Annotated in this window: 30 protein-coding genes, 4 tRNA genes and 1 other RNA gene; 12 read left to right on the top strand and 23 right to left on the bottom strand. The window is 67.3% G+C overall.

Features of this window, described 5'->3' with window-relative positions; genetic code table 11:
• Positions 1 to 2: 2 nt before the first annotated feature.
• From fabD to IEV56_RS06585, 4 genes are all read right to left on the bottom strand, one after another.
• Positions 3 to 947 carry an ACP S-malonyltransferase gene (gene fabD / locus IEV56_RS06600; protein ID WP_188448995.1) on the bottom strand — a complete coding sequence of 315 codons (945 nt, stop codon included), beginning with the start codon at positions 945 to 947 and terminating at the stop codon, positions 3 to 5.
• A 69-nt stretch (positions 948 to 1016) separates the two neighbouring features.
• Positions 1017 to 1991: a beta-ketoacyl-ACP synthase III gene (locus tag IEV56_RS06595; protein ID WP_188448993.1), complete on the bottom strand. Its 975-nt coding sequence runs from the start codon at positions 1989 to 1991 to the stop codon at positions 1017 to 1019.
• Between the two features lie 93 nt (positions 1992 to 2084).
• Positions 2085 to 2279: a 50S ribosomal protein L32 gene (gene rpmF, locus IEV56_RS06590; RefSeq protein ID WP_188448991.1), complete on the bottom strand. Its 195-nt coding sequence runs from the start codon at positions 2277 to 2279 to the stop codon at positions 2085 to 2087.
• A 27-nt stretch (positions 2280 to 2306) separates the two neighbouring features.
• Positions 2307 to 2819 carry a YceD family protein gene (locus IEV56_RS06585; protein ID WP_188448989.1) on the bottom strand — a complete coding sequence of 171 codons (513 nt, stop codon included), beginning with the start codon at positions 2817 to 2819 and terminating at the stop codon, positions 2307 to 2309.
• A 218-nt stretch (positions 2820 to 3037) separates the two neighbouring features.
• Between IEV56_RS06585 and IEV56_RS06580 the strand changes: the two genes are divergently transcribed.
• The 4 genes from IEV56_RS06580 (at position 3038) to IEV56_RS06565 (ending at position 7539) form a co-directional block, all read left to right on the top strand.
• Positions 3038 to 3976, top strand: coding sequence for an AAA family ATPase (locus tag IEV56_RS06580; RefSeq protein WP_188448987.1), 939 nt, complete (start codon positions 3038 to 3040; stop codon positions 3974 to 3976).
• 52 nt (positions 3977 to 4028) lie between these two features.
• Positions 4029 to 4943 (top strand): DUF58 domain-containing protein, encoded by a 915-nt coding sequence (locus IEV56_RS06575; RefSeq protein ID WP_188448985.1) that lies wholly within the window; start codon positions 4029 to 4031, stop codon positions 4941 to 4943.
• Positions 4936 to 6873 carry a transglutaminase TgpA family protein gene (locus tag IEV56_RS06570; RefSeq protein WP_188448983.1) on the top strand — a complete coding sequence of 646 codons (1938 nt, stop codon included), beginning with the start codon at positions 4936 to 4938 and terminating at the stop codon, positions 6871 to 6873. Before IEV56_RS06575 ends, IEV56_RS06570 begins: the two co-directional genes overlap by 8 nt.
• Before the next feature lie 63 nt (positions 6874 to 6936).
• On the top strand, positions 6937 to 7539 hold the full coding sequence (locus IEV56_RS06565) for a hypothetical protein (RefSeq protein WP_188448981.1): 603 nt from the start codon (positions 6937 to 6939) through the stop codon (positions 7537 to 7539).
• A 1-nt stretch (position 7540) separates the two neighbouring features.
• On the opposite strand, the gene IEV56_RS06560 is transcribed toward IEV56_RS06565, so the two are convergent.
• From IEV56_RS06560 to dnaX, 4 genes are read right to left on the bottom strand one after another with little or no spacing between them, the layout of a single operon-like run.
• On the bottom strand, positions 7541 to 7885 hold the full coding sequence (locus tag IEV56_RS06560) for a histidine triad nucleotide-binding protein (protein WP_188448978.1): 345 nt from the start codon (positions 7883 to 7885) through the stop codon (positions 7541 to 7543).
• Positions 7886 to 7895: 10 nt separating this feature from the next.
• Positions 7896 to 8495 (bottom strand): recombination mediator RecR, encoded by a 600-nt coding sequence (recR, locus tag IEV56_RS06555; protein WP_268235755.1) that lies wholly within the window; start codon positions 8493 to 8495, stop codon positions 7896 to 7898.
• Positions 8492 to 8812 carry a YbaB/EbfC family nucleoid-associated protein gene (locus IEV56_RS06550; protein WP_188448976.1) on the bottom strand — a complete coding sequence of 107 codons (321 nt, stop codon included), beginning with the start codon at positions 8810 to 8812 and terminating at the stop codon, positions 8492 to 8494. Before IEV56_RS06550 ends, recR begins: the two co-directional genes overlap by 4 nt.
• 12 nt (positions 8813 to 8824) lie before the next feature.
• Complete coding sequence (gene dnaX, locus IEV56_RS06545) at positions 8825 to 10483, bottom strand: DNA polymerase III subunit gamma/tau (protein WP_188448974.1); 1659 nt, start codon at positions 10481 to 10483, stop codon at positions 8825 to 8827.
• 124 nt (positions 10484 to 10607) lie between these two features.
• Here dnaX and IEV56_RS06540 point away from each other — a divergent pair.
• Positions 10608 to 10700, top strand: a tRNA-Ser gene (locus tag IEV56_RS06540).
• 36 nt (positions 10701 to 10736) lie between these two features.
• An RNA gene (ffs, locus tag IEV56_RS06535) (signal recognition particle sRNA small type) lies at positions 10737 to 10828 on the top strand.
• 18 nt (positions 10829 to 10846) lie between these two features.
• Here ffs and IEV56_RS06530 read toward each other — a convergent pair.
• From IEV56_RS06530 to IEV56_RS06505, 6 genes are read right to left on the bottom strand one after another with little or no spacing between them, the layout of a single operon-like run.
• Positions 10847 to 11251, bottom strand: coding sequence for a molybdenum cofactor biosynthesis protein MoaE (locus IEV56_RS06530; protein ID WP_188448972.1), 405 nt, complete (start codon positions 11249 to 11251; stop codon positions 10847 to 10849).
• 1 nt (position 11252) lies between these two features.
• Positions 11253 to 11489 (bottom strand): MoaD/ThiS family protein, encoded by a 237-nt coding sequence (locus IEV56_RS06525; protein ID WP_188448971.1) that lies wholly within the window; start codon positions 11487 to 11489, stop codon positions 11253 to 11255.
• Positions 11486 to 11980 (bottom strand): cyclic pyranopterin monophosphate synthase MoaC, encoded by a 495-nt coding sequence (gene moaC / locus IEV56_RS06520; protein WP_268235753.1) that lies wholly within the window; start codon positions 11978 to 11980, stop codon positions 11486 to 11488. The genes IEV56_RS06525 and moaC overlap by 4 nt, the downstream gene beginning before the upstream one ends.
• A gap of 1 nt (position 11981) precedes the next feature.
• Positions 11982 to 12998: a GTP 3',8-cyclase MoaA gene (moaA, locus tag IEV56_RS06515; protein ID WP_188448968.1), complete on the bottom strand. Its 1017-nt coding sequence runs from the start codon at positions 12996 to 12998 to the stop codon at positions 11982 to 11984.
• Complete coding sequence (locus tag IEV56_RS06510; protein WP_188448965.1) at positions 12995 to 13750, bottom strand: MBL fold metallo-hydrolase; 756 nt, start codon at positions 13748 to 13750, stop codon at positions 12995 to 12997. The genes moaA and IEV56_RS06510 overlap by 4 nt, the downstream gene beginning before the upstream one ends.
• Complete coding sequence (locus IEV56_RS06505) at positions 13747 to 14472, bottom strand: 3-deoxy-D-manno-octulosonic acid kinase (RefSeq protein WP_188448963.1); 726 nt, start codon at positions 14470 to 14472, stop codon at positions 13747 to 13749. Before IEV56_RS06505 ends, IEV56_RS06510 begins: the two co-directional genes overlap by 4 nt.
• On the opposite strand from IEV56_RS06505, the gene IEV56_RS06500 reads away from it, so the two are divergent.
• Positions 14471 to 15538 carry a glycosyltransferase family 9 protein gene (locus IEV56_RS06500; RefSeq protein ID WP_188448961.1) on the top strand — a complete coding sequence of 356 codons (1068 nt, stop codon included), beginning with the start codon at positions 14471 to 14473 and terminating at the stop codon, positions 15536 to 15538. The two genes, IEV56_RS06505 and IEV56_RS06500, sit on opposite strands and share 2 nt — an antisense overlap.
• On the opposite strand, the gene IEV56_RS06495 is transcribed toward IEV56_RS06500, so the two are convergent.
• Positions 15539 to 15937 (bottom strand): DUF6165 family protein, encoded by a 399-nt coding sequence (locus tag IEV56_RS06495; RefSeq protein WP_188448959.1) that lies wholly within the window; start codon positions 15935 to 15937, stop codon positions 15539 to 15541. It lies immediately after the preceding gene.
• 131 nt (positions 15938 to 16068) lie between these two features.
• Here IEV56_RS06495 and IEV56_RS06490 point away from each other — a divergent pair, with 131 nt between their 5' ends.
• Together IEV56_RS06490 and IEV56_RS06485 are read left to right on the top strand one after the other, a co-directional pair.
• Entirely contained in the window at positions 16069 to 16482 is a 414-nt protein-coding gene (locus IEV56_RS06490; RefSeq protein WP_188448957.1) for a hypothetical protein, read from the top strand.
• A gap of 44 nt (positions 16483 to 16526) precedes the next feature.
• Positions 16527 to 17621 carry an NAD(P)-dependent alcohol dehydrogenase gene (locus IEV56_RS06485; RefSeq protein ID WP_188448955.1) on the top strand — a complete coding sequence of 365 codons (1095 nt, stop codon included), beginning with the start codon at positions 16527 to 16529 and terminating at the stop codon, positions 17619 to 17621.
• Positions 17622 to 17680: 59 nt separating this feature from the next.
• Here IEV56_RS06485 and IEV56_RS06480 read toward each other — a convergent pair.
• A tRNA-Ser gene (locus tag IEV56_RS06480) sits at positions 17681 to 17771 on the bottom strand.
• A 116-nt stretch (positions 17772 to 17887) separates the two neighbouring features.
• Between IEV56_RS06480 and IEV56_RS06475 the strand changes: the two genes are divergently transcribed.
• Positions 17888 to 18550: a PP2C family protein-serine/threonine phosphatase gene (locus IEV56_RS06475; protein WP_188448953.1), complete on the top strand. Its 663-nt coding sequence runs from the start codon at positions 17888 to 17890 to the stop codon at positions 18548 to 18550.
• On the opposite strand, the gene dnaQ is transcribed toward IEV56_RS06475, so the two are convergent.
• Genes dnaQ through IEV56_RS06460 form a run of 3 tightly spaced genes read right to left on the bottom strand, consistent with a single transcriptional unit; the run spans position 18547 to position 20317 of the window.
• Positions 18547 to 19242 carry a DNA polymerase III subunit epsilon gene (gene dnaQ / locus IEV56_RS06470; RefSeq protein ID WP_188448951.1) on the bottom strand — a complete coding sequence of 232 codons (696 nt, stop codon included), beginning with the start codon at positions 19240 to 19242 and terminating at the stop codon, positions 18547 to 18549. The two genes, IEV56_RS06475 and dnaQ, sit on opposite strands and share 4 nt — an antisense overlap.
• Before the next feature lie 8 nt (positions 19243 to 19250).
• The gene (gene rnhA / locus IEV56_RS06465; protein ID WP_188448949.1) at positions 19251 to 19709 is read right to left on the bottom strand and encodes a ribonuclease HI; all 459 of its coding nucleotides are present in this window, start codon (positions 19707 to 19709) and stop codon (positions 19251 to 19253) included.
• Positions 19706 to 20317 carry a class I SAM-dependent methyltransferase gene (locus IEV56_RS06460; protein WP_188448947.1) on the bottom strand — a complete coding sequence of 204 codons (612 nt, stop codon included), beginning with the start codon at positions 20315 to 20317 and terminating at the stop codon, positions 19706 to 19708. The genes rnhA and IEV56_RS06460 overlap by 4 nt, the downstream gene beginning before the upstream one ends.
• 60 nt (positions 20318 to 20377) lie before the next feature.
• Between IEV56_RS06460 and gloB the strand changes: the two genes are divergently transcribed.
• Together gloB and IEV56_RS06450 are read left to right on the top strand one after the other, a co-directional pair.
• Positions 20378 to 21139, top strand: coding sequence for a hydroxyacylglutathione hydrolase (gloB, locus tag IEV56_RS06455; protein ID WP_188448945.1), 762 nt, complete (start codon positions 20378 to 20380; stop codon positions 21137 to 21139).
• Positions 21139 to 21909 (top strand): lytic transglycosylase domain-containing protein, encoded by a 771-nt coding sequence (locus tag IEV56_RS06450; RefSeq protein WP_188448943.1) that lies wholly within the window; start codon positions 21139 to 21141, stop codon positions 21907 to 21909. The genes gloB and IEV56_RS06450 overlap by 1 nt, the downstream gene beginning before the upstream one ends.
• A 48-nt stretch (positions 21910 to 21957) precedes the next feature.
• Here the strand turns inward: IEV56_RS06450 and IEV56_RS06445 are convergent, their stop codons facing one another.
• The 4 genes from IEV56_RS06445 to IEV56_RS06430 form a co-directional block, all read right to left on the bottom strand.
• On the bottom strand, positions 21958 to 23901 hold the full coding sequence (locus tag IEV56_RS06445) for a SurA N-terminal domain-containing protein (RefSeq protein WP_188448941.1): 1944 nt from the start codon (positions 23899 to 23901) through the stop codon (positions 21958 to 21960).
• 111 nt (positions 23902 to 24012) lie between these two features.
• A tRNA-Asp gene (locus IEV56_RS06440) sits at positions 24013 to 24089 on the bottom strand.
• Between the two features lie 21 nt (positions 24090 to 24110).
• Positions 24111 to 24185, bottom strand: a tRNA-Val gene (locus IEV56_RS06435).
• Between the two features lie 83 nt (positions 24186 to 24268).
• Positions 24269 to 24544 carry an HU family DNA-binding protein gene (locus IEV56_RS06430; protein WP_188448939.1) on the bottom strand — a complete coding sequence of 92 codons (276 nt, stop codon included), beginning with the start codon at positions 24542 to 24544 and terminating at the stop codon, positions 24269 to 24271.
• Between the last annotated feature and the right edge of the window lie 106 nt (positions 24545 to 24650).

Genomic DNA, 24650 nt, shown 5'->3' with positions numbered 1-24650 from the left:
CCTCAATCGAAGGTTTGCGCCAGCGTCGCCTGCCAGTCGGCCGGCGACGCCAGATTATAGGTGGAAACCGATTTATCGATGCGCTTGACCAGGCCGGCCAAAACCTTGCCCGGTCCGCATTCCACGGCGTGGCGCACGCCGGCCGCGGCCAGCGCCTGCGTGCAGCGCGTCCATTGCACCGGCAGATACAGCTGCTCGACCAGCGCGCGCCGGATGTCGGCCACGTCGGTCTTCACCGCGGCGTCGACGTTGTGCACCACCGGACGCTCGGGCGCGCGCCAGGCGGCGGCCAGGATGGCGTCCTGCAGGCGTTCGGCGGCGGCGCGCATCAACGGCGTATGCGAAGGCACGCTCACCGCCAGTTTGACCGTCTTGCGGATGCCGGCGGCCTGCAAGGCGGCAATGGCGCGGTCGACGGCCTCGGCGTGGCCGCCGATGACGATCTGTCCGGGTGAATTGTAGTTGGCTGGCACCACCACCGAACCGTCCTGCGAGCTGTCGGCGCAGACCGCTTCGACCTGCGCGTCCTCGGCGCCGAGCACGGCCGCCATGGCGCCGGTGCCGGCCGGCACCGCGTCCTGCATGAACTGTCCGCGCAGACGCACCAGACGCGCGCCGTCGGCCAAGCCGAGCGCGCCGGCGGCGACCAACGCGGCGTATTCGCCCAAGCTGTGGCCGGACAGCATGGCCGGCTGCGCGCCGCCCTGCATCTGCCACAGGCGCCACAACGCCACGTTCGCGGCCAGCAGTGCCGGCTGGGTGAATTCGGTCCGGTTCAGGCGGTCGTCGGGATTCTCCTGGCTGATCTGCCAGAGATCGACGCCGGCGCCGTCCGAGGCTTCGGCGAAGGTGTCGCGGATGGACGGGTGCGCGTCGGCGAGCTCGGCCAGCATGCCGACGCTCTGCGAACCCTGCCCCGGGAAGACGAATGCCAGCTGGCTGATCATGCGTACGGTGACTCCGGATGGATTGAGGGCGACATTAAACCAGTTGCCGCTCCGTACCCACAAGTCCGGTCAGTAGCGGATCAGCGCCGAGCCCCAGGTGAAGCCGCCGCCGAACGCTTCCAACAGCAGCAGTTGCCCGCGTTGCACTTTGCCGGAGCGGACGGCTTCGTCCAGCGCCAGCGGCACCGAACCCGACGAGGTGTTGCCGGTCTTGTCGACGGTGACGATGACCTGATCCATCGACATCTCCAGACGCTTGGCGGTGGCTTCGATGATGCGCAGGTTGGCTTGGTGCGGAATCAGCCAGTCCAGGTCGGATTTGTCGAGGCCGTTGGCCTGCAGGGTCTCGTCGACCACCGAATCCAGCGCCTTGACCGCGTGCTTGAACACTTCGCTGCCGGCCATCAGCACTTTCACGCCGGCGTTGGCCTGCGTGTTGTCGAAGCCCTTGGACGGACCGGCCGGACAAATCAGCAGCTCTTTCTTGCCGCCGTCGGCATGCAGGTGCGTGGACAGGATGCCGGCCTCGGCATCGGCCTTCAGCACCACGGCGCCGGCGCCGTCGCCGAACAGCACGCAGGTGGCGCGGTCGGTCCAGTCGACGATGCGGGTCAGGGTCTCGGCGCCGATCACCAGCACGTTATTGACCGTACCGGCGCGGATGAACTGGTCGGCCACGCTGAGCGCGTACAGGAAGCCGGAGCAGGCGGCGTTGACGTCGAACGCGCCGCAGCCGGCGATGCCGAGCTTGTCCTGCAGCAGGCAGGCGGTGGACGGAAACACGATGTCGGGCGTGGTGGTGCCGACGATGATCAATTGGATATCCGACGCCTGCATACCGGCGGCCTCCAGCGCCTTCAGCGCGGCCTGGTAGGCCAGGTCGCTGGTGTTCTCGCCCTCGGCGGCGATGTGGCGCTCGCGGATGCCGCTGCGGCTGACGATCCATTCGTCGTTGGTGTCGACCATCTTCTCCAGGTCGGCGTTGGTGAGCACGCGCTCCGGAAGATAGCTGCCGGTGCCGGCGATGCGCGAATAGATAGGCATGATGTGGGAATCCCGTATGGCGTTTCAGAAACAATTAAGGCGAGCCGAGCTCGCCTTAATTACCTTAGAGCATACCCGGTGACCGGGCAAGCCTCACTCTTCGGTTTCGACCGCCGATTTGACGTCGACGACCTTGCGGCCGCGGTAGAAACCGTCTTTGGTCACGTGATGGCGCAGATGGGTTTCGCCGGTGGTCGGATCGGTGGCCAGCTGCTTGGCGGACAGGGCGTCGTGCGAACGGCGCATACCGCGGGTGGAGGGGGTACGACGGGATTTTTGAACGGCCATGGTTAGACTCCGGAACGAAATGCGATGTTACGTGTGGTCCTTCAGCGCCGCAAGGGCCGCGAAGGGATTGGGTTTTTCTTCCTCGACCGCCTCGTCCCCGCTCCATTTCGGATCCAGGCCGGAAGCGTCCGGGTTGATCGGCACCAGAGGCACCGCCAGCAGAAGCTCGTCTTCGATCAGCTGCAGCGGCGAGACCTCGCCGTTGCCTTCGATCAATACCGCCTCCATGCCTTCCGGCAGGGAAGCTTCCTGCGCCTCGTCGCTGATCAGACCGAGGCGCTGGTCGATTTCGACCGGGTGTGCGAAGCGCTCCAACGTGCGCTGACACACCAGGTGGAACACCGTCTGCAAGCGGATGTGCATGACATCGATCTTGAGCGGGTCGCGGTAGAAATCGACCGTGTAGCGGCAGTCGCCTTCGCCGTCCGCGAGAAGCTCCATCAGGCGCGGCATCTGCGCCAACGGCAGGCTTCCTTCGAAGCGGCGCTGGTTCACCACCATGCGCCAAACATCCAGTTGCGGGGGCAAGGTGGCAGACATAAGCGCTAAATTCTAATGGATTCATCCACCTAAGTCAATCCGGCGGATTGCCGTCGGCTGAACCGGCATCGGCCATGCGGCAAGCCGGCCGACGCCGCCCGAATGCCGCCGGAGCGCACGGCATGTAATTGTAATTCAAGGGTTTTCAGAAATCCGGCGGGATTGACCTGCCCTGCACGGCAGCGTATTAGAATGGACTTCTTTGACCGGAATCCGCCATGTCCAATCCCCTGCATCAGGCATCCGACGCCAGCCTCACCCCCCTGCAACGCGCGTTGGCGGCCTGCAACCGGCAGGTGCTGGGCAACCCGCAAGCGGTGAAGTCGGCGTTCATCGCCTTCTTGGCCGGCGGCCACCTGCTGATCGAGGACCTGCCGGGAACGGGCAAGACCACCCTGGCGCGGGCCTTGGCCGGCGCGCTCGGGCTGGACTTCAAGCGCGTCCAGTTCACCGCCGACCTGTTGCCGTCCGACATCCTCGGCGTCTCGGTGTACGATCCGGACCGGCGCCGGTTTGAACTGCATCGCGGGCCGGCATTCACCTCGATCCTGCTCGCCGACGAAATCAACCGCGCGCCGCCGCGCACGCAGAGCGCATTGCTGGAAGCGATGGCCGAGCACCAGGTCAGCATCGACGGCAGCACGCACGCCCTGCCCGACCCGTTCTTCGTGATCGCCACCCAGAACCCGACCGACCTGTCCGGCACCTTCGCCTTGCCGGATTCCCAACTCGACCGTTTCACCCTGCGCATCGGCATGGGCTACATCCCGGCCGAACATGAGCGCGCGTTGCTGAAAGGCGGCGCCACGCTCGGCGCGCCGGTGGCGCCGGCCTTCCCCGACGTGGCCAGCGTACTGGCCTTGCGTGCACAGGCCCAGGCCCTGCATTGCTCGGACGCCCTGATTGACTACGTGCAGAAGCTGGTCGCTCGCTCGCGCCAGTTCCCGGGCATCCGCGTCGGGCTGTCGCCGCGCGCGGGGCTGTCGCTGTTGGCGGCGGCCAAAGCCAACGCCTTCCTCGACGGCCGCGGATTCGTGACGCCGAACGACGTGCAGGCGGTGTTCCTCGACGCCGCGGCGCACCGGATCCATCCCGACATCGAGGGCCGCAACCGCGAGCTGGCGGCGGCCCTGCTCGAAAGCGTCGCCGTCGCCTGAAATGACGGCCTTGGCCGCCTGGCGCGGACGTCTCGACCGGTGGTGGCGCCGCATGCCGTGGCTGCGGGCCGGCGCGCGCGACGCGCAGCCGTTCACGGTCGGCAACCGGCGCATCTACGTGCTGCCGACCCGTTTCGGCCTGTTCGTCGGCTTGGCCTTGGCGGTGCTGAACCTCGGCAGCCTGAACTACAACAACAACGCCGCGCTGCTGCTCGGCTTCGTGGTCATCAGTCTGTGCAACAACGCGTTGATCGCCGGCCATCTGTCGTTGCTGGGCCTGCGCCTGCGCACGCAATCCGCGGCGCCGGTGTTCGCCGGCCAGACGCTGCAGCTGCCGGTACTGATCGAATCGGCCAAGCCGGACGGGCGGCAGCTGCTGTTGGAACACGGCGAGGCGCGCTGCGCGTTGGCGCTCGACGCCGCCGAACGCCGCTCGCTGTTGCCGATCGCCGCCGAGCGCCGCGGCTGGCAGGACATCGACCGCGTCACCGTCTCGACCCACCACCCGTTGGGTCTGGCGCGCGCTTGGTGCCATCTCAACCTGCACGAACGCGCGTTGGTGTATCCCGCGCCGCGCGGCAAGCCGTTGCCGATGCAGACGCCGGCCGCCGACGGCGGCATCGGCCGCAGCGCCCGCGACCGCAGCGACCAGCCGCATCACCTGCGCGAATACCGTTCGGGCGACGCGCGCAAGCAGATCGCCTGGAAGGCCAGCGCGCGTACCGGCCAACTGCAGGTGCGCGAATACGAACGCGCCAGCGCGGATGAACTGCTGCTGGACTGGCGCGACCTGCCGCATCTCGATTACGAAGCGCGCATCGCGCAGCTGACGCTCTGGGTGCTGGAGGCCGAGCGCCGGCAGCGGCGCTATGCCCTGCAGCTGCCGGGCGTCCGCATCGCCGCCGATTCGGGCGCCGAGCACCGGCACCAGTGCCTGCAAGCCTTGGCCTTGATGCCCCATGGATAAGCCGGATACCGCCCTGCGCCGCCTGACGGCAGTCTGCGCCGCGTTGTCGGCGTTGCCGCTGTTGCCGCAATTGCCGCCGCTGCTGAGCGTGCTGGTGCTGTTGCTGTGCCTGGCCGGTTATCTGCTGCCGAAACCGCACCGATTGGTGCTTTTGCTGGTGTTGCCGGTTTCGCTGGCGATGGTGCTGCTGGCCTATCACGGCCGCTTCGGGCGCGACACCGCCGCCGGCATGCTGGCCTTGATGATGGCGCTGAAATGCCTGGAAACCACCGGCCTGCGCGATTTGCGCGCCCTGCTTGGCTTTGCGCTGTTCCTGCCGTTCGCGGCCCTGCTCAACGACCAAGGGCCGCTGACACTGATGCTGGCCCTGCTCGGCATGCTGACCTGGCTGTTCGCGCTGCAAATCACCAGCACCGGTTCGCTGGACTGGCCGCGCGGCCGTTGGCGGCAGTTGGCATCGGGCATCGGCCGACAGGTGCTGATGGCGCTGCCGCTGGCGGCGGCGCTGTTCTGGCTGTTCCCGCGCATCGCCACGCCGCTATGGGGCTTGCCGGGCCTGTCCGACACCGGCGCCGGCCTAGGCGACAGCATGCGGCCCGGACAGTGGCTCGACACCTTGGCCGACGACCGCATCGCGTTCCGGGTCAACTTCGACGGCCCGGCGCCGCCGCCCGAACAGCGCTACTGGCGCGGCCCGGTGCTGTGGGATTTCGACGGTCTGGAGTGGCGCCGCACCCGGCAGGACAGCGCGCCGGCGCCGGCGCTCGACGGCAACGCCCAAGCCGCTGGCGGCATCAGCTATTCGGTGAGTCTGGAGCCGACCGAGAAACGCTATCTGCCGGTCTTGGATTGGCCGGCCGCGGCGCCTGACGGCTATTCCCTGAGCGCGGACAACGGCGCGTGGAGCGACAAACCGATACAACGCCTGACCCAATACCGCGCGCGCGCGTTGCCGTCATCGCCTGACGGCAAACGGTTGGATGCGGCAAGCCGGCAGCGCGCCCTGGCGTTCCCGCGCGGCTTCAATCCGCGCACCCAGGCCCTGGCCCGGCAATGGCGGGCGGAAGCGGACGACGAGCGCGCCTACATCGAACGCGTGCTGGCGTGGATCCGGCGCGATTTCGCCTATACCCTGGATACGCCCGAACCCGGCATCAACGGCGTCGACGAGTTCCTGTTCGGCTACCGGCGCGGCTTCTGCCAGCACTTCAGCTCCTCGTTCGCGCTGATGATGCGCGCCGCCGGCATCCCGTCGCGGGTGGTCACCGGCTACGCCGGCGGCTACCGCAACCCGTATGGCGGCTACTGGCTGCTGTACCGCCGCGACGCGCACGCCTGGAACGAAGTCTGGCTGGAGGGCGAAGGCTGGGTCCGCGTCGATCCAACCGCAGCGGTGGCGCCGGAGAACGTCCTCGACACCCTGACCACCGCCGCCGGCGAGCAGCCGACCGGCGGCCGCGACGCGCTGTCGCCGTTGCTGGACGTCGGCGATTTCCTGCGCACGCGCTGGAACGACTGGATGGTCGGCTTCAACGCCGCGCGCCAGATGCAGCTGTTCCGCGCCATGGGCCTGGCCGAGGTGCAACGCTGGCAGATGCTACTGGTGCTGATGACGCTGGCCGCCCTGCTGTCGTATGCGCTGTTCCTGCTGGCGCGCCGCGTGCCGGAACCGTCGGATCCGCTGGAAAAAGCCTGGCGCCGGCTGTTGGCGCGCCTGCAGCGGATCGGGCTCGGCAAGCGCCGACACGAAACCGCGCCGGATTACGCCGCACGCCTGACCGGACGGGCTGCGTGGTCGCCGGCGCTGACGGATGCCGCGCGCCGTTACACCGCGCTGCGGTACGGCCAAACACCCGTCGATGCGCGCGACGTCCGGGCGCTGGCCGACAACCTGCGCGCGCTGGCGCGCCGCATCCGGCGCGCGCGCTGAAGAAGCCGCACAACTCTCCGCGCTTAGCGGCTATAGTGGTCCGCTACGTCCAGGAGTCCTGCCATGCGCCGCATCGCCTATCTCACCGCCATCGCCCTGCTCGGCCCACACACAGCCACGGCCGCTACCGTAGCGGAAGCGCCGTTGGTGTCGATTCCGGTGCAGGACGCGTTCTTCGAAGCCCTGCGCGCGCACTGCGGCAAAGCCTTCGAAGGCAAGGTCACGGTCGATAACCCGGCCGCGCCGGGCTTCGAAGGCCGCCTGCTGATGCATGTGCGCAAATGCAGCGACCGCCAGCTACAGATCCCGTTCCATGTCGGCGACGACCGCTCGCGCACCTGGATCCTGAGCAAGACCGGTTCCGGCCTGCAGCTCAAGCACGACCACCGCCACGCCGACGGCAGCAGCGACATCTCGACCATGTACGGCGGCCACACCGTGGACGCCGGCTGGGCCACCGCGCAGTCGTTTCCGGCCGATGCCTATTCGAAAGAACTGTTCACCACCGCCGGCAACCCGCAGTCGAACGGCAACACCTGGCAGATGTACGTCTACCCGACGAAATTCACCTACCGGCTGGTGCGCGAGGGCCGCGAATTCCGCGTCGATTTCGACCTGGGCAAGCCGGTGCCGGCGCCACCGGCACCCTGGGGTTACGCCGACTGACTCAGGCGAAGCCGCCGGTCAGCGGCGCGCCGGCCAGCAGGTGCAGGTGGATGTGGAACACCGTCTGCCCGCCGTCGCGGTTGCAGTTCATCACCACGCGGTAGCCGTCCTCGGCGAAGCCTTCGCGCCGGGCGTAATCGCGCGCCGCCAGCAGCAGGCGCCCGACCAGCGCGGCCTCGGATTCGGGCACGTCGTTGAGCGTGGCGAAACCGCGCTTGGGCACGAACAGCACATGCACCGGCGCCTGCGGCGCGATGTCGCGGAAGGCGATGAGTTCGTCGTTCTCGAACACGATGTCGGCCGGGATCTCGCGGCGGATGATGCGGTCGAAGATGCTGTCGGTCACGGGAGCCTCCTTAGGGCATGTCGGTGCGCGAACCGAAGGCGTGCGCCAGCGTGCCGCGGTCCACGTATTCCAATTCGCCGCCGATCGGCACGCCGTGCGCCAGGCGCGAAGGCTTGACCTCGAACTGGCGGGCCAGCTGGGCCAGGTAATGCGCGGTGGCCTCGCCCTCCACGGTCGGGTTGGTGGCGATGATCATCTCGCGCACCTCGCCTTCGGCCAGGCGCCGGGCCAAGCGGTCCAGGCCCAGCTCGCGCGGACCGATGCCGTCCAGCGGCGACAGCCGGCCCTGCAGGATGAAATACAGCCCGCGGTAGCCGGTGGCCTGTTCGATCACCAGCCGGTCGGCGGGCGTTTCCACCACGCACAGCAGGCTGCCGTCGCGGGCGCTGCTGGCGCAGATCGGGCAGCGTTCCTGCTCGGTGAAATCGCGGCACAGCGCGCAGTGGCCGATGCGTTGCAGGCCCTCCTGCAGGGCCGCGGCCAGGCGCAGGCCGCCGTCGCGGTTGCGTTCAAGCAGGTGATAGGCCATCCGCTGCGCGCTCTTCTGGCCCACACCGGGCAGGCAGCGCAGGGACTCCATCAGCTGCGTCAGCAGATCGCTCTGGCTCAAAACGGCAGTTTCATTCCCGGCGGCAGCGGCATGCCGGCGGTGACCGCGGCCATGCGCCGGTTGCTTTCCTCGTTGGCCTTGGCCACGGCGTCGTTCAGCGCCGCCACCAGCAGGTCCTCGAGCATCTCGGCGTCGGCCAGCGCGGACGGATCGATGGCGACCTTGCGCGCCTCCATCTTGCCGGTGATGGTGACCTTGACCACGCCGCCGCCGGCTTGGCCGGTGACTTCCAGCTGGCCGAGCTCTTCCTGTACCTTCTGCATGTTTTCCTGCATGCGTTGGGCTTTCTGCATCATTTGGGCGATATTGCCTCTCATGGCGTCCTCACTTCATTCCAAGGGTCGGATGGAATCCGGCACGATCTGCGCGCCTTCGGCCAGAAGGGCGTGGACGACCGGATGGTTCTGGAACTCGGCCTCGGCATCGCTCTGCCGGTTCTGCCGGTTACGGGTCTCGCGCGCGAACAACGTTTCCGCCGGCGCGTCGCTCAATTTCTCGAACTTCAGCTGCACGTCGCCGCCGACGGCCTGCATCAGGGTCTCGCGGAAACGTTCACGCAGGCCCTCGCTCAGGCTGTCGATCAGATCGGCGGGATAGGACAGCGTCAGCTGCCGGCCTTGGCGTGCAATGAAAGCGCTGTGCGCGCCGATCTGGCCGAGCGGGCCTTTCAGGCTCAGGCGCTTGATCAGTTGCAGCCAGTCTTCGGCGCTGTCGGGCAATTCGCTGACGGCTGCCGGCGCTTCGGGCGGCGGCGGTGCGGCCGGAGCGGGCGCCGGAGCAGGCACCGGCGGCGCGACGGATTCGGCCGGCATCGGCTTCGGTGCGACCGGCGCGGCGGCGGGCGATTCGGCAACCGGAGCAGCGGCCGCTGCCGCCGGCGGACGCGCGGCGTCGCCGGATGACGAGGCATCGGCCGGCACGAACGCCAACATGCGCAGCAAAGCCATCTCGAAACCGGTGCGTGCGCCCGGCGCCAGATGCAGGTCGCGGCGGCCGGCCACGGCCATCTGGTACCAGAGCTGCACCAGCTGCGGCTCCAGCGACTGCGCGAACGTCTTGATCGAAACGCGGGTCAGACTCGGGCGATAGTTGGGCACCAGCTGCGCCAGCTGGATTTCATGCAGGGCCTGCGCCAGGCGGTCGAGCACTTGCCCGAAATCCGGCGCGAACGAGGCGAGCTGCTCGATGGCGGCCATAAGCGCCTCACCGTCGCGCGCGGCCAACGCGGCCAGCAGCTGCTCGATTTGGTTGCGGTCGACGGTGCCGAGCATGGCGCGCACCAGCTCGCCCTGCAGGCTGCCGCCGGTGTAGGCAATGGCCTGGTCGAGCAAGGACAGGCCGTCGCGCAGGCTGCCGTCGGCGGATTCGGCCAACTGCTCGATGGCCTCGTCGTCGAACGCGATGCCCTCGGCGCCGAGGATGTGGCGCATCTGGCCGGCGATCTGCTCGACCTCCAGCCGGCGCAGGTTGAACTGCAGGCAGCGCGACAGCACGGTGACCGGCAGCTTCTCCGGATCGGTGGTGGCGAGCAGGAACTTGACGTGCTCCGGCGGCTCTTCCAGCGTCTTCAGCAGGGCGTTGAAGGCGTTCTTCGACAGCATGTGCACTTCGTCGACCAGATACACCTTGGTGCGGCCGCGCGAGGGCATGTACTGCGCATTCTCGATCAGGGCGCGCACGTCGTCGACGCCGGTGTGGCTGGCGGCGTCGATCTCGATCAGGTCCGGATAGCGGCCGGCGTCGATGTCGGCGCAGGTGCCGCAGACGCCGCAAGGGTCTTTCGAGGTGCCCGACTCGCAGTTCAGGCTCTTGGCGAAGATGCGCGCGATGGTGGTCTTGCCGACCCCGCGGGTGCCGGTGAACAGGAATGCGTGGTGCACCCGGCCGGTCTCCAGCGCGTGGCTGAGCGCCCGCACCACATGCTGCTGGCCGACCAGCTCGGCGAAGCGCTTCGGGCGCCATTTACGTGCTAAAACCAGATAGGACATGCGGATTCCCGTGTGCAGACGGCCATTTTGCCATATCGCGGCCGGACTGAGTACCGCGCCGCAACTTGTGGAAAAACCGGCCGTACCGTATAATTCGGCGTTCACATCAGGCGGTAACATCTGCGGAGAGATGTCCGAGCGGTCGAAGGAGCACGCCTGGAAAGTGTGTAAACGGCTAAACCCCGTTTCGAGGGTTCGAATCCCTCTCTCTCCGCCACTTCTTCAGGGCCCAGCCCACGCTTCAATGGTGGCCCCTGTCGGCCCTCGCGACGATAGGTCGAAAACCCCGCCAGGGCCGGAAGGCAGCAACGGTATTGACCGATTCGGGCGACGAGGCCAACCGGCAGGGGCTGCCACCCTTCCCTACTTCCAATGCGCCTCGCCGTCGGCGTAGCGTTCGCGCTTCCAGATCGGCACACGCGCCTTCACTTCATCGATGATCCAACGGCAGGCTGAGAATGCCGCGTCGCGGTGCGCGGCGGTGACGCCGACCCAGACCGCCATCTCGCCGATCGCGCAGTCGCCGATGCGGTGGATGCAGCGCGCGTCGACGATGGCGAAGCGGGTCAAGGCCTCGGACAGGATGGCTTCGCCTTCGGATTCGGCCAGCGCCGGATAGCAGTCGTAATGCAGGCCCAGAACCTGACGGCCGTCATGGTGGTCGCGCACCCAGCCTTCGAATGCGGCATAAGCGCCGCAGCGCGGATCGTCGAGTTCCGCGCGCCATGCGGCGGCGTCGATGGCCGACCCGGTGACGGCGAAGCGCATGTCAGCCGCCCGATACCGGCGGGATGAAAGCGACGGTGTCGCCGGCCCGCACCGGATCCGACCAATCGGCGAACGCGCCGTTCAGAGCCACCCGCAGCGCCGCCGGCTCGTAGCCGAAACCGTGGCGCACGCGCAAAGCGGCATACAACGCCGGCAACGAGTCCGGCACCGGCAGGATTTCCTGCGCCATGCCGGCCGATTCCTTCAAGGCCGCGAAATACAGCACGGTCACGCTCATGCGCCCACCGTGCGTTTGCCGCCGCGCTTGGCCAACAGCCGGACCTCGGCGATCACGATGTCGTGGCTGAGCGCCTTGCACATGTCGTACACGGTCAGCGCCGCCACACTGGCGCCGGTCAGCGCCTCCATCTCGACACCGGTCTTGCCGGTGATGCGCACCGTGCAGACGATGCGCAGCACGTCCTCGCCCCGCCAGTCGATCTCGAACGTGCAGCCCTCGATGGCCAACGGATGGCAGAACGGAATCAGCTGCGCGGTGTGCTTCACCGCCTGGGTGCCGGCGACGATGGCGGTATCCACCACCGCGCCCTTGGCCGAGCGCATGTCCTGTGCGCGCAGGGCGTCGGCCACGGCCGGCGGGAAACGCAGTTCGGCGACCGCGCTGGCGGAGCGGGCGGTGATCGCCTTGCCAGCGACGTCGACCATGGCCGGACGGCCCTGGGCGTCGAGGTGGGTCAATCCGGACGGCGCGCTTTTGCTTCGGGTCACATCAGCCTCCGATGAAGAACATTTCGATTTTGCGCCGGTCGGCCGCGGCGTGGCGGATCTCGCTGTAGCGGTCCGCGCGGTGGCGCCAGAGCGCGCGCACTTCGGCCTGCAGACCGCGGGCGTCGGCCAAGTACGGTTTCAGGTCGAAGCCGGCGCCGGCGAACAGGCAGGTGAACAGCTTGCCGTCGGCCGAGATGCGCGCGCGGTTGCAATCGCCGCAGAACGGCTTGCTGACCGAGGCGATGAAGCCGATTTCGCCGCCGCCGTCGAGCCGATAGCGTTCGGCCACCTCGCCCGGCACTTCCGGCTGCAGCGGCGTGAGCGGATACCGCGCCGCGACCAGTGCGTGCATCTCGCGCACGCCGAACACGTCCTGCACGCGCCAGCCGTTGCAGCTGCCGACGTCCATGTATTCGATGAAGCGCACGATGTGCCCGCGCGGCGCGAAGGCGGCGATCAGCGGCAGCATCTGGTCCTCGTTGACGCCGCGCTGCACCACGCAGTTGATCTTGATCGGCGCGAAGCCCGCGCGCTCGGCGGCGTCGATGCCGTCCAGCACGCGCGCCAGCTCGCCGCGGTTGCCGCTCATGCGCCGGAACAGCGCCGGCGCCAACGCGTCCAGACTCACCGTCAAACGGTCGAGGCCGGCGTCCTTCAGCGCCTGCGCCTGCGGCGCCAACAGCGAGCCGTTGGTGGTCAGCGCCAGATCCTCGAGGCCCGGCACCGTTTTCAGCCGCGCCACCAGCTCCGGCAATCCACGCCGCAACAGCGGCTCGCCGCCGGTCAGGCGGATTTTGCGCACGCCGTTGGCCACGAATGCGCGCGCGATGCGCTCGATATCGCCGAAATCCAGGCGCGACTTGGCGTCCAGCGCGGCGTCATCGACCGCGTCTTCGGGCATGCAGTACGGGCAGCGGAAATTGCAGGTCTCGATCACCGAGATGCGCAGATCGCGCAATGGCCGGCCGAGCGCATCGGCCACCGGCGCCGACGGCACCGCTTGCGGTACCGCGTTCACGGCAACGGCTCCGGATCAGGCGCGGCTAAATCCAGCGCCTGCCCGCGTTCCGCCACGCGGAAGCCGTGACCGCGCATGGCTTCGGCGTCTGCCTCAGTGCCGTAGTGATACAGCGCCAGACTCGAACGCCATTCGGCCGGATACTCGCGCAGGATGTCGTCCAGACCGGTGTGCGAGGGATTACCGTGCAGACCGCAGTCGTGCGCGATCAGCTCCGTGCCGCCGGCATACAGTGCCAGGCGCTCGGGAATCGGCCGGGTGTCGCCGGTCCAGACGAAACTGCCCGGCAAGCGCAGTCCGAAGGCCGAATCCGGCAGATGGTGCCGGACCGGAAACACCTCGTAATGCAGGCCGGCATGCCAGAAGCCGGTGCTGACCGGCACCAGCTGGAACGCGTCCCACCAGTTGGCGCCGCCTTCGGCCAGCACACCCGGATAATCGGCCAGCCGGCCCTGCATCGCCGGCACCAAGGGCGCCGGCACATACAGACGCAGGCGGCCGCGCAGGGCCGGATCGAAATAGGCCATGAAAAACAGGCGTTCCAGACCACCGATGTGGTCCATGTGCAGATGGGTGATGAACACCGCCTGCGGCAGCCCGCCGTAGCGCGCCAGATAGGCGTCCAGGGTTTCCTGGCCGCAATCGATCAGCAGCTGCGGCGCGCCATCCTGTTCCAACACGGCGCTGGCCGAACCGAGCACCGGCGCCGCCTGCGCGTTGCCGACGCCGAGAAACCGCAACTGCCAGCTCATGCCAAGGCTCCGTCATGCGCCGTGCGCAAAATATCCAGACCACGCATCAATTCATCCGCGGGTACGCGGCAATCCTTGCGCAATGAGCGCGCCAGGCGCTCCAGCACCTGTGCGCACCACGGTCCGGGACCGGCCGTCAGTCGGCCCTTGTCCCAATCGATGACATGGATGCCGCCATCGGCATCAAGCAGGATGTTGTGGGCGTTGAGATCGCTATGGCGCGCGCCGGCGCGATGGAGGCGCGCCAGGGTTTCGCCCACCGCCGCCCATGGCGCATGGCCGGCATCGGCCGATTGCAGCAAAGACGCTGCCTGCGGAATGCGACGGGTCAGCAGCGCGGCACGATAGCTCAGGCCGCGGCGTTGGCAGAACGCCGCCAAAGGCTCCGGCACCGGGAGATCCGCTTCGCGCAGACGACGCAACAGACGGTATTCGGCGAAACTGCGCACGCGCGCATCGCCAAGATAGAAGTAGGCATCTTCCGACAGCCAGGCGGCCTTGCCGCCGCGGCGGTAGTGCTTCAACACGGCATCGCCGGCGGCCGTGCGCACGAACCAGGCGCCGCCGCGGCCGCTACCGGACACCGGCTCGGCGGCGGCATAGCCGCTTGCGTTAAACTGGTCCGGTCCGACGTCCGGCAATGACGCGGCATCGTGCAGGATCGAGACCCGATCCGCCGATGTGCCTGCCGCAAACGCCTGTCTGTCGCCCGAATCCGCCATGCCGAGAGTGTACCAAGTGAACGACGCCGCCGCTGTAAAGTCCGTGTGCATTTTACGCCTTTCGGCCTTGGGCGACGCCACCCATGTGCTGCCGCTGATCCGCACCCTGCAACGCGGCCTGCCCGGCGTCGCGATCACCTGGGTGCTGGGCAAGGGCGAAGCCAAGCTGATGGAGGGCTTGGACGGTGTCGAGCTGATCGCCTTCGACAAGAAGGCCGGACTGAAAGGCATGCGCGAACTGGCGGTGCGGCTTGCCGGCCGCCGCTTCGATGTGCTGCTGCAGATGCAGCTGGCGTTGCGCGCCAATCTGGTGTCCGGCGTGATTTCCGCCAAACGCCGCATCGGCTACGACGTCAAGCGCGGCAAGGAGGGCCACGGGCTATTCATCAACGAACGCATCCGCCACGATAAACATCACGTGCTGGACGTGTTCGGCCTGTTCGCGGAGCCGTTGGGCCTGCACCAGGACGCGGTGCGTTGGGACATGCCGGTGCCGCAGGCCGACCGCGACTGGGCGGCGGCGCAATGGCCAAGCGGCAAACCCTGTCTGCTGGTTTCGCCCTGCTCCAGCCATGTGCTGCGCAACTGGCGGCCCGAGCGCTACGCCGCGGTGGCCAACCACGCCATCGCCCGCGGCTGGCAGGTGGTGCTGTGCGGCGGCCGCAGCGTGCTCGAACGCGAGGTCGGCGACGCCATCGCGGCGGCGATGCCGGTCAAGCCGATTGACCTGATCGGCAAGGACACGCTGAAGCAGCTGCTGGCCCTGCTGGAACGCGCCGAGCTGGTGCTGACGCCCGACTCGGGACCCGCGCACATGGCCAACGCCATGGGCAGCGCGGTATTGGGGCTGTACGCCTGCACCGACGCAGAACGCTCCGGCCCGTATTCCGACCGGCGCTACACGGTGAACTGCTACGCCGAAGCAGCCGAACGCTTCCTCGGCAAACACCCGGAACAGCTGCCCTGGGGCAAGCGCGTGGAATTCCCCGGCGTCATGGATCTGGTGACGGTCGAGGACGTGATCGCGCGCTTCGAACGCTACTGCGCCGACCGCGGCCTGGGCTGATCAGGCCTGACGGTAGTCCTCGTAGGACTTCTCTTCGACATAGGCCGAACCCAGCATCAGGTTGATTTCCTTCTTGATGCGGGCGCGTTCGTCGTTCTCGAAATAGACCGAGCGGGCCAGTTTGATGAACTCGTCGTCGAAGCGCTGCGCCTTCTCCAGCACGCGGATGTCGTCTTCGATCACCCACAGACGCTCGTTGACTGCCTTCAGACGCGCCATCGGCTCGCGGATGTCGGTCTGCGCGGCCGGGTGCGCGGCCCACAGGCGCTCCAGCGCGGCCAGCTCATGGCGCACGTTGGCCAGCTTGGCCGGGTCGCTCATGCGCTCGGATTTGATCTGCAGGATGGTCACTTTGTCCAGCAGTTCGCCGAAGGACACGGGGGCCAGGATTTCGGACATGGCAATCTCGGATTAGGGTCGCGGGACTTGATTATAGTCGCTGGCGGCAGGCCGGGGAAACGCGAACCGGTTCACAAAACCGGATTTGTGCCCTAAGATTCGGGTAACGGCACCGTGCAAGGAACGTCCAGATGCGATTCTCCGCCCGCTTAACGCTGTCTTCCCTCACTCTCTGCGTCTTGGCCGCCTGCAGCGGCAATGCCGTGGATGCCCCGCAGCCGGTTGCCATCGAACAGGACCCGCCGGGCGCCGAGATCGCGCGCACCATCGTGGTCACCGGCGGCACGCAATGCGCCCTGAACGTGCGCAAGGACCGCGACGATCCCGAGGTGTTCACCGCCGCCGCCTGCGAACTGAAGACCGGCGCCGGCGACGCAGTCACGGCGGTGACCCTGAGCTTCGCCCCGCCCTGCCGGCGCTACACCTTCAACAATCTGATCGGCGAACGCTATTTCCTCGACGAAAAAGCCCTGGGCCAACGCAACCCGGCCTGTCCGATCGAGTCGTTCAACGCCGGCTACGGCTGGGTGCTGCAACGCGGCTGATCCATGATTCCGAAACATAACTCCAAGACCTGCAAGGAACCGACATGAGCATGATGAAAGCGGCGGTATTCGTCGAACCCGGACGCATCGAGGTGATCGACAAGCGCATTCCGGACGTGGGTCCGAACGACGCGCTGATCCGCATCACCACCACCACCATCTGCGGCACCGACGTGCACATCTTGAAGGGCGAGTATCCGGTGGCCAAAGGGCTTACCATCGGCCACGAACCGGTCGGCGTGATCGAGAAGCTCGGCAGCGCGGTGCAGGGCTACAGCGAAGGCCAGCGCGTGATCGCCGGCGCCATCTGCCCGAACTTCAATTCCTACGCCGCGCAGGACGGCGCGCCGTCGCAGGACGGCAGCTACCTGATTCCGCAGGGCCTGTGCGGCTGCCACGGCCTGAAGGCCACTGCTGGCTGGCGCTTCGGCAACCTGATCGACGGCACCCAGGCCGAATACGTGCTGGTGCCGGACGCGCAGGCCAATCTGGCGCCGATTCCGGACGGGCTGACCGACGAACAGGTGCTGATGTGCCCGGACATCATGTCGACCGGCTTCAAGGGCGCCGAGAACGCCAACATCCGCATCGGCGACACCGTGGTGGTGTTCGCGCAGGGCCCGATCGGCCTGTGCGCCACCGCCGGCGCGCGCCTGCTCGGCGCCACCACCATCATCGCGGTGGACGGCAACGACCACCGGCTCGGCATCTCCAAGAAACTGGGCGCCGACATCACGCTGAACTTCCGCGAATGCGATGTGGTGGACGAAGTGATGAAACTGACCGGTGGCCGGGGTGCGGATTCCTCGATCGAGGCGCTCGGCACCCAAGCTACGTTCGAATCGGCGCTGCGCGTGCTGAAGCCGGGCGGCACGCTGTCGAGCCTGGGCGTGTATTCCGGCGACCTGAAGATTCCGCTGTCGGCGTTCGCCGCCGGTCTGGGCGACCACCGCATCAACACCGCGCTCTGCCCCGGCGGCAAGGAACGCATGCGCCGGCTGATGAATGTGGTGCAATCCGGTCGAATCGACCTGGGCGTGATGGTGACGCACCAGTACAAGCTGGAGGACATCGTGGCCGCCTACGACCTGTTCGCCCACCAGCGCGACGGCGTGCTGAAGGTGGCCATCAAGCCCTGACCGGATATTCCGAAACAGAAAAGAAAAGCCCCGCTTCAAGCGGGGCTTTTTGTTACAACTGGCGGAGAGGGAGGGATTCGAACCCTCGGTACGCTATAAACGTACGCCTGATTTCGAGTCAGGTACATTCGACCACTCTGCCACCTCTCCGGGTGTCGGTCAGGCGGAGATTATAGCGTCCAAGGCCGGTTCTTGGCTAGCGCCGGATGCCGGACGGCGGCAAAAAAGGCCATAATGGACGGTATGCCCCATGCCGCAGCCACATCATGATCGAAATCGGCCACATCAGCCATCCGGGCCGGAAACGCCCGCTGAACGAGGACAGCTACGACATCGACGCGCCCAACGGCCAGGCCGTGTTGGTCGATGGCATGGGCGGGCCGGACGCCGGCGACATCGCCAGCGCCTTCGTGCGCGATCAGGTGCGCCGCGGCCTGCTGGCCGGCGAGAGTCCGGCCGATGCGCTGATGAACGCCGGCCAGGCCCTGCGCATCCAGCGCCCGGCGCAATCCGGCAATCCCTGCGGCGCCAGCGCGGTATGCGTGCGCTGGCACGGCAACGGCGCGGAATTGGCTCAGGTCGGCACCTGCCGCGTCCTGTTCTGGGACGGCAATGCGCTCAAAGCAGTCAGCGGCAGCGAAGCCGACGACGCGGGCCAACCGGCCAAAAGCGTGCCGTCGATCCAGGCGCTGGGCATCACCGCGGGCGACAAACTCCGCATCGCCGCCGCGGAGCTGCCTTGGCGCCGTGGCCAGGCCCTGGTCCTGTGCACCGACGCCATGCTCGAACAATGCCGGCCGGCGGATCTTCGTGAAATCCTGTGCGATGCCCGCGCCAGCGCGCAAGAGGCCGCCGAACGCATGCTGTTGCTGGCCCTGCGCGGCGACGCCGACGAGAACCTCAGCGCGTTGATCCTGCGCCGGGCTTAAGCCGGCCAGAGCGTCTTGCCGGATTTCTTGGCGATCTTGGCCATGCGCGCGGCATGCGCCTCCAGCTCGGCCGCGCCGGCCTCGAGCACGAAGGCGGAACCCTCCGCCCCGAACTCCGGCAAGGCTTCCGCCTCTTCCGGCACGGCCTGCCCCGCGTCGAAACCGAAACCGGTCTGGCCGGAGGTCATCGCCAGATAGACGTCGGCCAGCAGCTCGGCGTCGAGCAGCGCGCCGTGCAGCTGGCGGTGCTTGTTGTCCACGCCCAGTCGCTTGCACAGCGCATCCAGCGAATTGCGCTGGCCCGGATACAGTTCGCGCGCCAGCTTCAGGGTATCCAGCACGCCGGCATGACGCTCCAGACTGCCATGGGCGTCGCCCAGCAGCCGCAGTTCGTAGTTGATGAAGCCGACGTCGAACTCGGCGTTGTGGATGACCAGTTCGGCGCCGGCGATGAAGGCCAGGAAGTCGTCCACCACCTCGGCGAAGCGCGGTTTGTCGGCCAGGAACTCCAGCGTCAGGCCGGTGACCTCGGCCGCGCCGGGCTCCATCTCGCGCTCCGGATTCAGATAGCGCTGGAAGGTGCGGCCGGTCGGTCGCCGGCCGACCAGTTCGACGCAGCCGATTTCCACCAGTCGGTTGCCCTTCTCCCAAGACAGGCCGGTGGTTTCGGTATCGAGGATGATCTGCCGCATGCGTGCGCCTATTTGAATGTTTCGGCGGCCTGACGCGCCAAGGCGTCGACCCGCTCGTTGTCGGCATGGCCGTTGTGGCCCTTGACCCAATGCCAGACCACCTGGTGCCCGGCGCTGGCCTGGTGCAGGCGTTGCCAGAGGTCCTGATTCTTCACCGGTTCGCCCTTGGCATTCTTCCAGCCGCGCCGCATCCAGCCCGGCAACCATTCGGTGATGCCTTTCTGCACGTATTGCGAGTCGGTGTACAGGTCGATCCGGCAGTGCCGGTTGAGCGATTCCAGCGCGCAGATCGCCGCCAACAGCTCCATGCGGTTGTTGGTGGTCAGCGCCTCGCCGCCGGACAGTTCCTTTTCGGTCTTTCCGTAGCGCAGCAACGCGCCCCAGCCGCCGGGTCCGGGATTGCCGGAACAGGCGCCGTCGGTGTGGATTTCGATATGCGGTGCGGCCGCATCGCCGTGCTTGCTCATCTCGGTGTCGATTCCCTGGCCAAAGCCACCGCCGGAGCGGTTTTGCGTATAGGCGTCAGAGCGGTTCTGCGCTTCCGTGCCAACAGGAAGTTTACCGGACGCAGGGCCGGCGGTCGATAGCGCGCGCCGACGGATTCCTGCCGCAGCACGTCGAATCCGGCGCGCGCGAGCCGTTCGCGTTGCGTCTCGGCCGTGGCCAGCGCCAAGCCGCGCCAGCGGCCCGGTCGTCGTGGCGCCAGCGGATTGAGCGTCAACAGCGCCAGATGGCCCTCGCCGACCAACAGACGCTCGAATTCGGCCAACAAGGCGTCGCCGTCGGCCGAGGTTTCCAGCACGAAGGCGGCGAACACCAGAGCCAGGCAGTCGTTGACCAAGGGAATGCGCGCATCGTCGGCGATGAACTCGCCGAACAGGCGGCCGCGCGCGCGTTGCAGTTGCATGACCGGCGTGCACTGCAGTTCCGGCAAACGCAGGCCCTGCGTGCACGGCAACACGGCCAAGGCCTTATGGCCGACGATCGGCCGCAGCCAAGGTTCGGCACAGGCGATGGCGTCCAGCGCCAAGGCTTGGCCGGCCGCGGTCTCGAACCAGCTGTTTTCGCCCCTCATGCGCCGCTACCGTTTAAACTGCACCCATTGTGCGCCAAACGGCGCGTTTGGTCATCACCGATGGATACCCTGACCGCACTGCCCGCCTTCGACGACAACTACATCTGGTGCTACCGCGGCGACGGCGGCGGCTCCGTAGTGGTCGACCCGGGCGATGCCGGCCCGGTGCTGCGCGCCATGGCCGAAGGCATGCGCGTGGCCGCGGTGCTCATCACCCATCACCACGCCGACCATATCGGCGGCCTACCCGCCCTGCGCGCCGCCTGCGACGCGCCGTTCTACGGCCCGCATGATGAGCGCATCGCCGGCCTCGACCATATCGTGGGCGAAGGCGACCGCATCACGCTGCCGGGTTTCGTGCCGTTCACGGTCTGGGCGGTGCCGGGGCATACCCGCAGCCATCTGGCGTATTGGGACGGACGCGTGCTGTTCTGCGGCGACACCCTGTTCAGCCTAGGCTGCGGCCGCCTGTTCGAGGGCACGCCGGCGCAGATGCTGGCCGCGCTCGACCGCTTCGCCGCGTTGCCGGACGACACGCTGGTCTGCTGCACGCACGAATACACCTTGGCCAACGCCCGTTTCGCCGAAGCCGCCGAGCCGGACAACCCCGTGCGCGACGCCCTGCTGGCCGACATCCGCGCCCGCCGCGCGGCCGGCCGGCCGAGCCTGCCCTCCGCCATCGGCATTGAAAAGGCCTGCAATCCCTTTTTGCGCATCGACCGGCCCGAGACATTGCGCGGGCTGGCGGCGCAATCCGGTGGGCTGACGGGCGACCGTCTGGCGCGCTTTGCCGCCCTGCGCGCCTGGAAGGATCGGTTCTGATGCGCACATTGCCGCTCGGCCTGTGTCTGGCGCTGTGGCTCACGCCGGCGCTGGCGGAAGATCCGCAACCGCCGCCGGAGCCCACGCGCACCGGCCAAGACGTGTTCCGGCGCATCGCTGAATCGCTCGAACCGGAATCCTGCACGCCGGCGGCGGCCGAAAGCCAATGGATGCGCAAATACATCCATGACCCCGCGCGCTTCCGCACCCAGCTGATCGACCTGCTGCCGATACTCGACCACGTCAGCGTCCAGGCCCGCAAGCGCGGCCTGCCGATGGAATTCGCGCTGATTCCGTTCGTGGAAAGCCGCTTCCAGCCCAAAGCGGTCGCCAAGGGCGGTCCGACCGGGCTGTGGCAGCTGATGCCCGCCACCGCGCGCCACTTCGGCCTGCGCATCGGCGGCAAGAACGACCAGCGCTTCTCGGTGATCGAATCCACCGACGCGGCGCTGGCCTACTTGGAGCGGCTGCAGACGATGTTCAGCCACTGGCCGACCAGCATCATGGCCTACAACGCCGGCGACGGCCGCCTGCGCATGGGCTTGAAGCGGCAGAAACTTACGCAGGCGGATGCCGAGCGGCGGCTGCCTACCGGGTTGGCGCCGCACACCTACGCCTACGTACGCAAGATCCAGGCGCTGTCCTGCTTCTTCATCGATCCCGCCAGCTTCGGCGTGGCATTGCCGGTCGATGCCGAATTCACGCCCCTGCCCGGCGACGTCGACGACGCGCCGCCGGCGCCGGTACCGGTGCCGGATAACGGCAACTGAAAAAACGCCCGGCATGGCCGGGCGTTTTCGGTTCAACGCGCAATCGGATCAGAGCCGGTCTTCGGCGATCTTGATCTGGAAGTCCTTGCGCAGGCGCTTGACGTATTCCAGCGCCTGCTGGTCGCCGCGTAACTGGCCCAGATTGCGGGCCGCCGAGGCTTTCAGCGCCGGGTCAAGCTGCGCCGTATCGGGCCGATTGACCGCGACCAGCTGCATCAGCAGGTAACCGCCGCCCGGAGTCAGCACGATGCCGCCGCCGCCCGGCTTGCCGTCGACCGGCCGCGCCAGACGGAACGCTTCCTTGACCACCGGCGCCAATTGCGGGACCGGCGGCTGTCGGCCGACGCCCAGCGCCGGCACCACCGGACGCGACAGCGACGCAGCGATGACGGCCAGGGTTTCGCCCTTGTTCAGGCGCGCGAGCAATGCCTTGGCCTGGGCTTCGGCGGCTTTCATGGCGCGGTCGCGCACGAAGGCCTGGCGCACGGCATCCTTGACTTCGGCCAGCGGCAGCACGGCTTCCGGCTTGTGTTCGACCACGCGCAACAGCACCACTTGGTTGGGCGCGATTTCGACCAAGTCGCTGACGCGGCGTTCGGTCAGCACTTCCTCGGCGAAGGCGGCCTTGCGCACCGGTTCCAGCGCGGCGATGCCGTCGCCGCCGGTACGGGTGAACGGCTGGCTGCGCAACACGGTCTTGCCGACCGCTTTGGCGGCCGGTTCGAGCGAGGTGGCGTTCTCGCTCACGGCGTTGACCATCTTGCCGGCCAGCTCGTTGAAGGCGCGCTCACGCTCGGACTCCAGATAGGCGGCCTCGATTTCGGCGCGCACGTCCTCGAACGGCTTGACGGTGCCAGCGATCAGCTCGCGGTAGTAGAGCACGTGCCAACCGTCCGGCAGACGCACCGGTTCGGATACCTGGCCCGGCTTCAGCGCGAAGAAGGCCTTGTCGAAGGCGTCTCCGTAGATGCCTTTCTCGATCGGACCGAGGTCGCCGCCGCTGGCGCTGGTGGCGATGTCGTCGGAGGCCTTGGCCAGCTCGGCGAAACGGTTCGGTAGGGCCTGCGCCTGCTTGGCGAGCGTCTGCGCCTTGGCCTTGGCGGCGGCATCGGCTGCGGCGGAGGCGCCCTGCGGCACGGCCACCAGGATGTGCGAGCCGACGCGTTGCTCCGGCGTGCCGAATTGCGCCTTGCGCTCTTCGTAGCGCTGGCTCAGCACGGTCTCGTCGACCGCGATATCGGCGGCGGCGGCCGACCCGTCCAGCTCGACGTATTCGATGGTGGCGGTCTCCGGCGTGCGGTAATCGGATTTGTGGCTGTTGTACCAGGCGGCGAGCTCGGCGTCGGTGGCGTTCGGATCAAGCGCCGGCAGCGGAATCTCGACGTAGTTGAGGTCGCGTTTCTCCTCTTGCAGGGCGATCAGCGCCTCGGCTTCGGCCTCGCCGGCCAAGCCGCCGGCGATGTATTCGGAGACCATGAAACGGGTCAGCAGGTCACGGCGCACCAAGGCCTCGAAGCCGGCCGTGGTGTAACCCTGCTGCTGCAGGGCGAGCTGGTAGCGTGCGGCGTCGAACTTGCCGTCGACCTTGAAGGCGTCGATGGAAAGGATCGCCTCGCGCACCATCGCATCGGATATGCGCACGCCGGCGCGCTCGGCGCCGAGCTGCATCACCGCCTCGTCGACCAGCTGGTCGAGGATGCGGCGCTTGTTCTGCGGGCTCTCGAAAGCCGCGGCGTCGAACGCCTCGCCCTGGCGCGCGCGTTCCTGTTGGCGGACCTGGTCGAACCGCTGGCGGAATTCATCGACCGAAACCTCGACCGACTGCTCGCCGAACCCGAGGAGCTTGCCCGGCGACACCACTTTGGCGGCGTAATTCTCCACCTTCGGCGCCAGGTACTGCTCGAGGCCGAACAGCGCCATCACCAGGATGACCAGGAAAAGGACCAGCTTGGCGATCCAGCCGGAGGATTTGTCGCGGATTTTCTGCAGCATGGGGCGTGTCGGACTCGAAATGGCCAAAGGCCTATTATGCGGCTTTTGCCGCAGACGCGCACTAGCTTGGAGCGCAAAAAGAAAAGGCACCCGAAGGTGCCTTTTCAACAGTGGCGGAGTGGACGGGACTCGAACCCGCGACCCTCGGCGTGACAGGCCGATATTCTAACCGACTGAACTACCACTCCAGTTCTTTTGCTTGGAAGGGCTGGTGGGTGCTGAGGGTTTCGAACCCCCGACCCTCTCCGTGTAAAGGAGACGCTCTACCGCTGAGCTAAGCACCCCCAAGCAAGGATGCGTAGCATACACCAAGTCGCCCGGGAATTTCAACAATTACTTTCGCGAAATTCCCGGACGTCGATGCGGATTACTTGTTGACGGCGTCTTTCAGGGCTTTACCGGCCTTGAAGCCCGGGTTCTTGGAGGCCTTGATCTTGATGGTGGCGCCGGTCTGCGGGTTGCGGCCTTGACGGGCGGCGCGCTTGCGGACCGAGAAGGTGCCGAAACCGACGAGGGTCACGGTGTCGCCTTTCTTCAGGGCCTTGGTGATCACTTCGATCACGGCGTCGACGGCGCCGGCGGCGGCGGCTTTCGACAGATCAGCTTTTTCGGCAACGGCGGCAACAAAGTCAGCTTTATTCATTTTTGTAAATCTCCCAGTGCGATTGATCGCTTAAGTGAAAAATTAAGTGCAGGCGAACCCCGACCTAACCAGATCGCCGGAGCCTTGGAAACAGCGGCCCAGAGCC

This window comes from Arenimonas maotaiensis, assembly GCF_014638745.1.
Lineage (GTDB): Bacteria > Pseudomonadota > Gammaproteobacteria > Xanthomonadales > Xanthomonadaceae > Arenimonas > Arenimonas maotaiensis.
The sequence above is the reverse complement of the archived record's forward strand: the minus strand, read 5'-3'. Positions and strand labels throughout refer to the sequence as shown.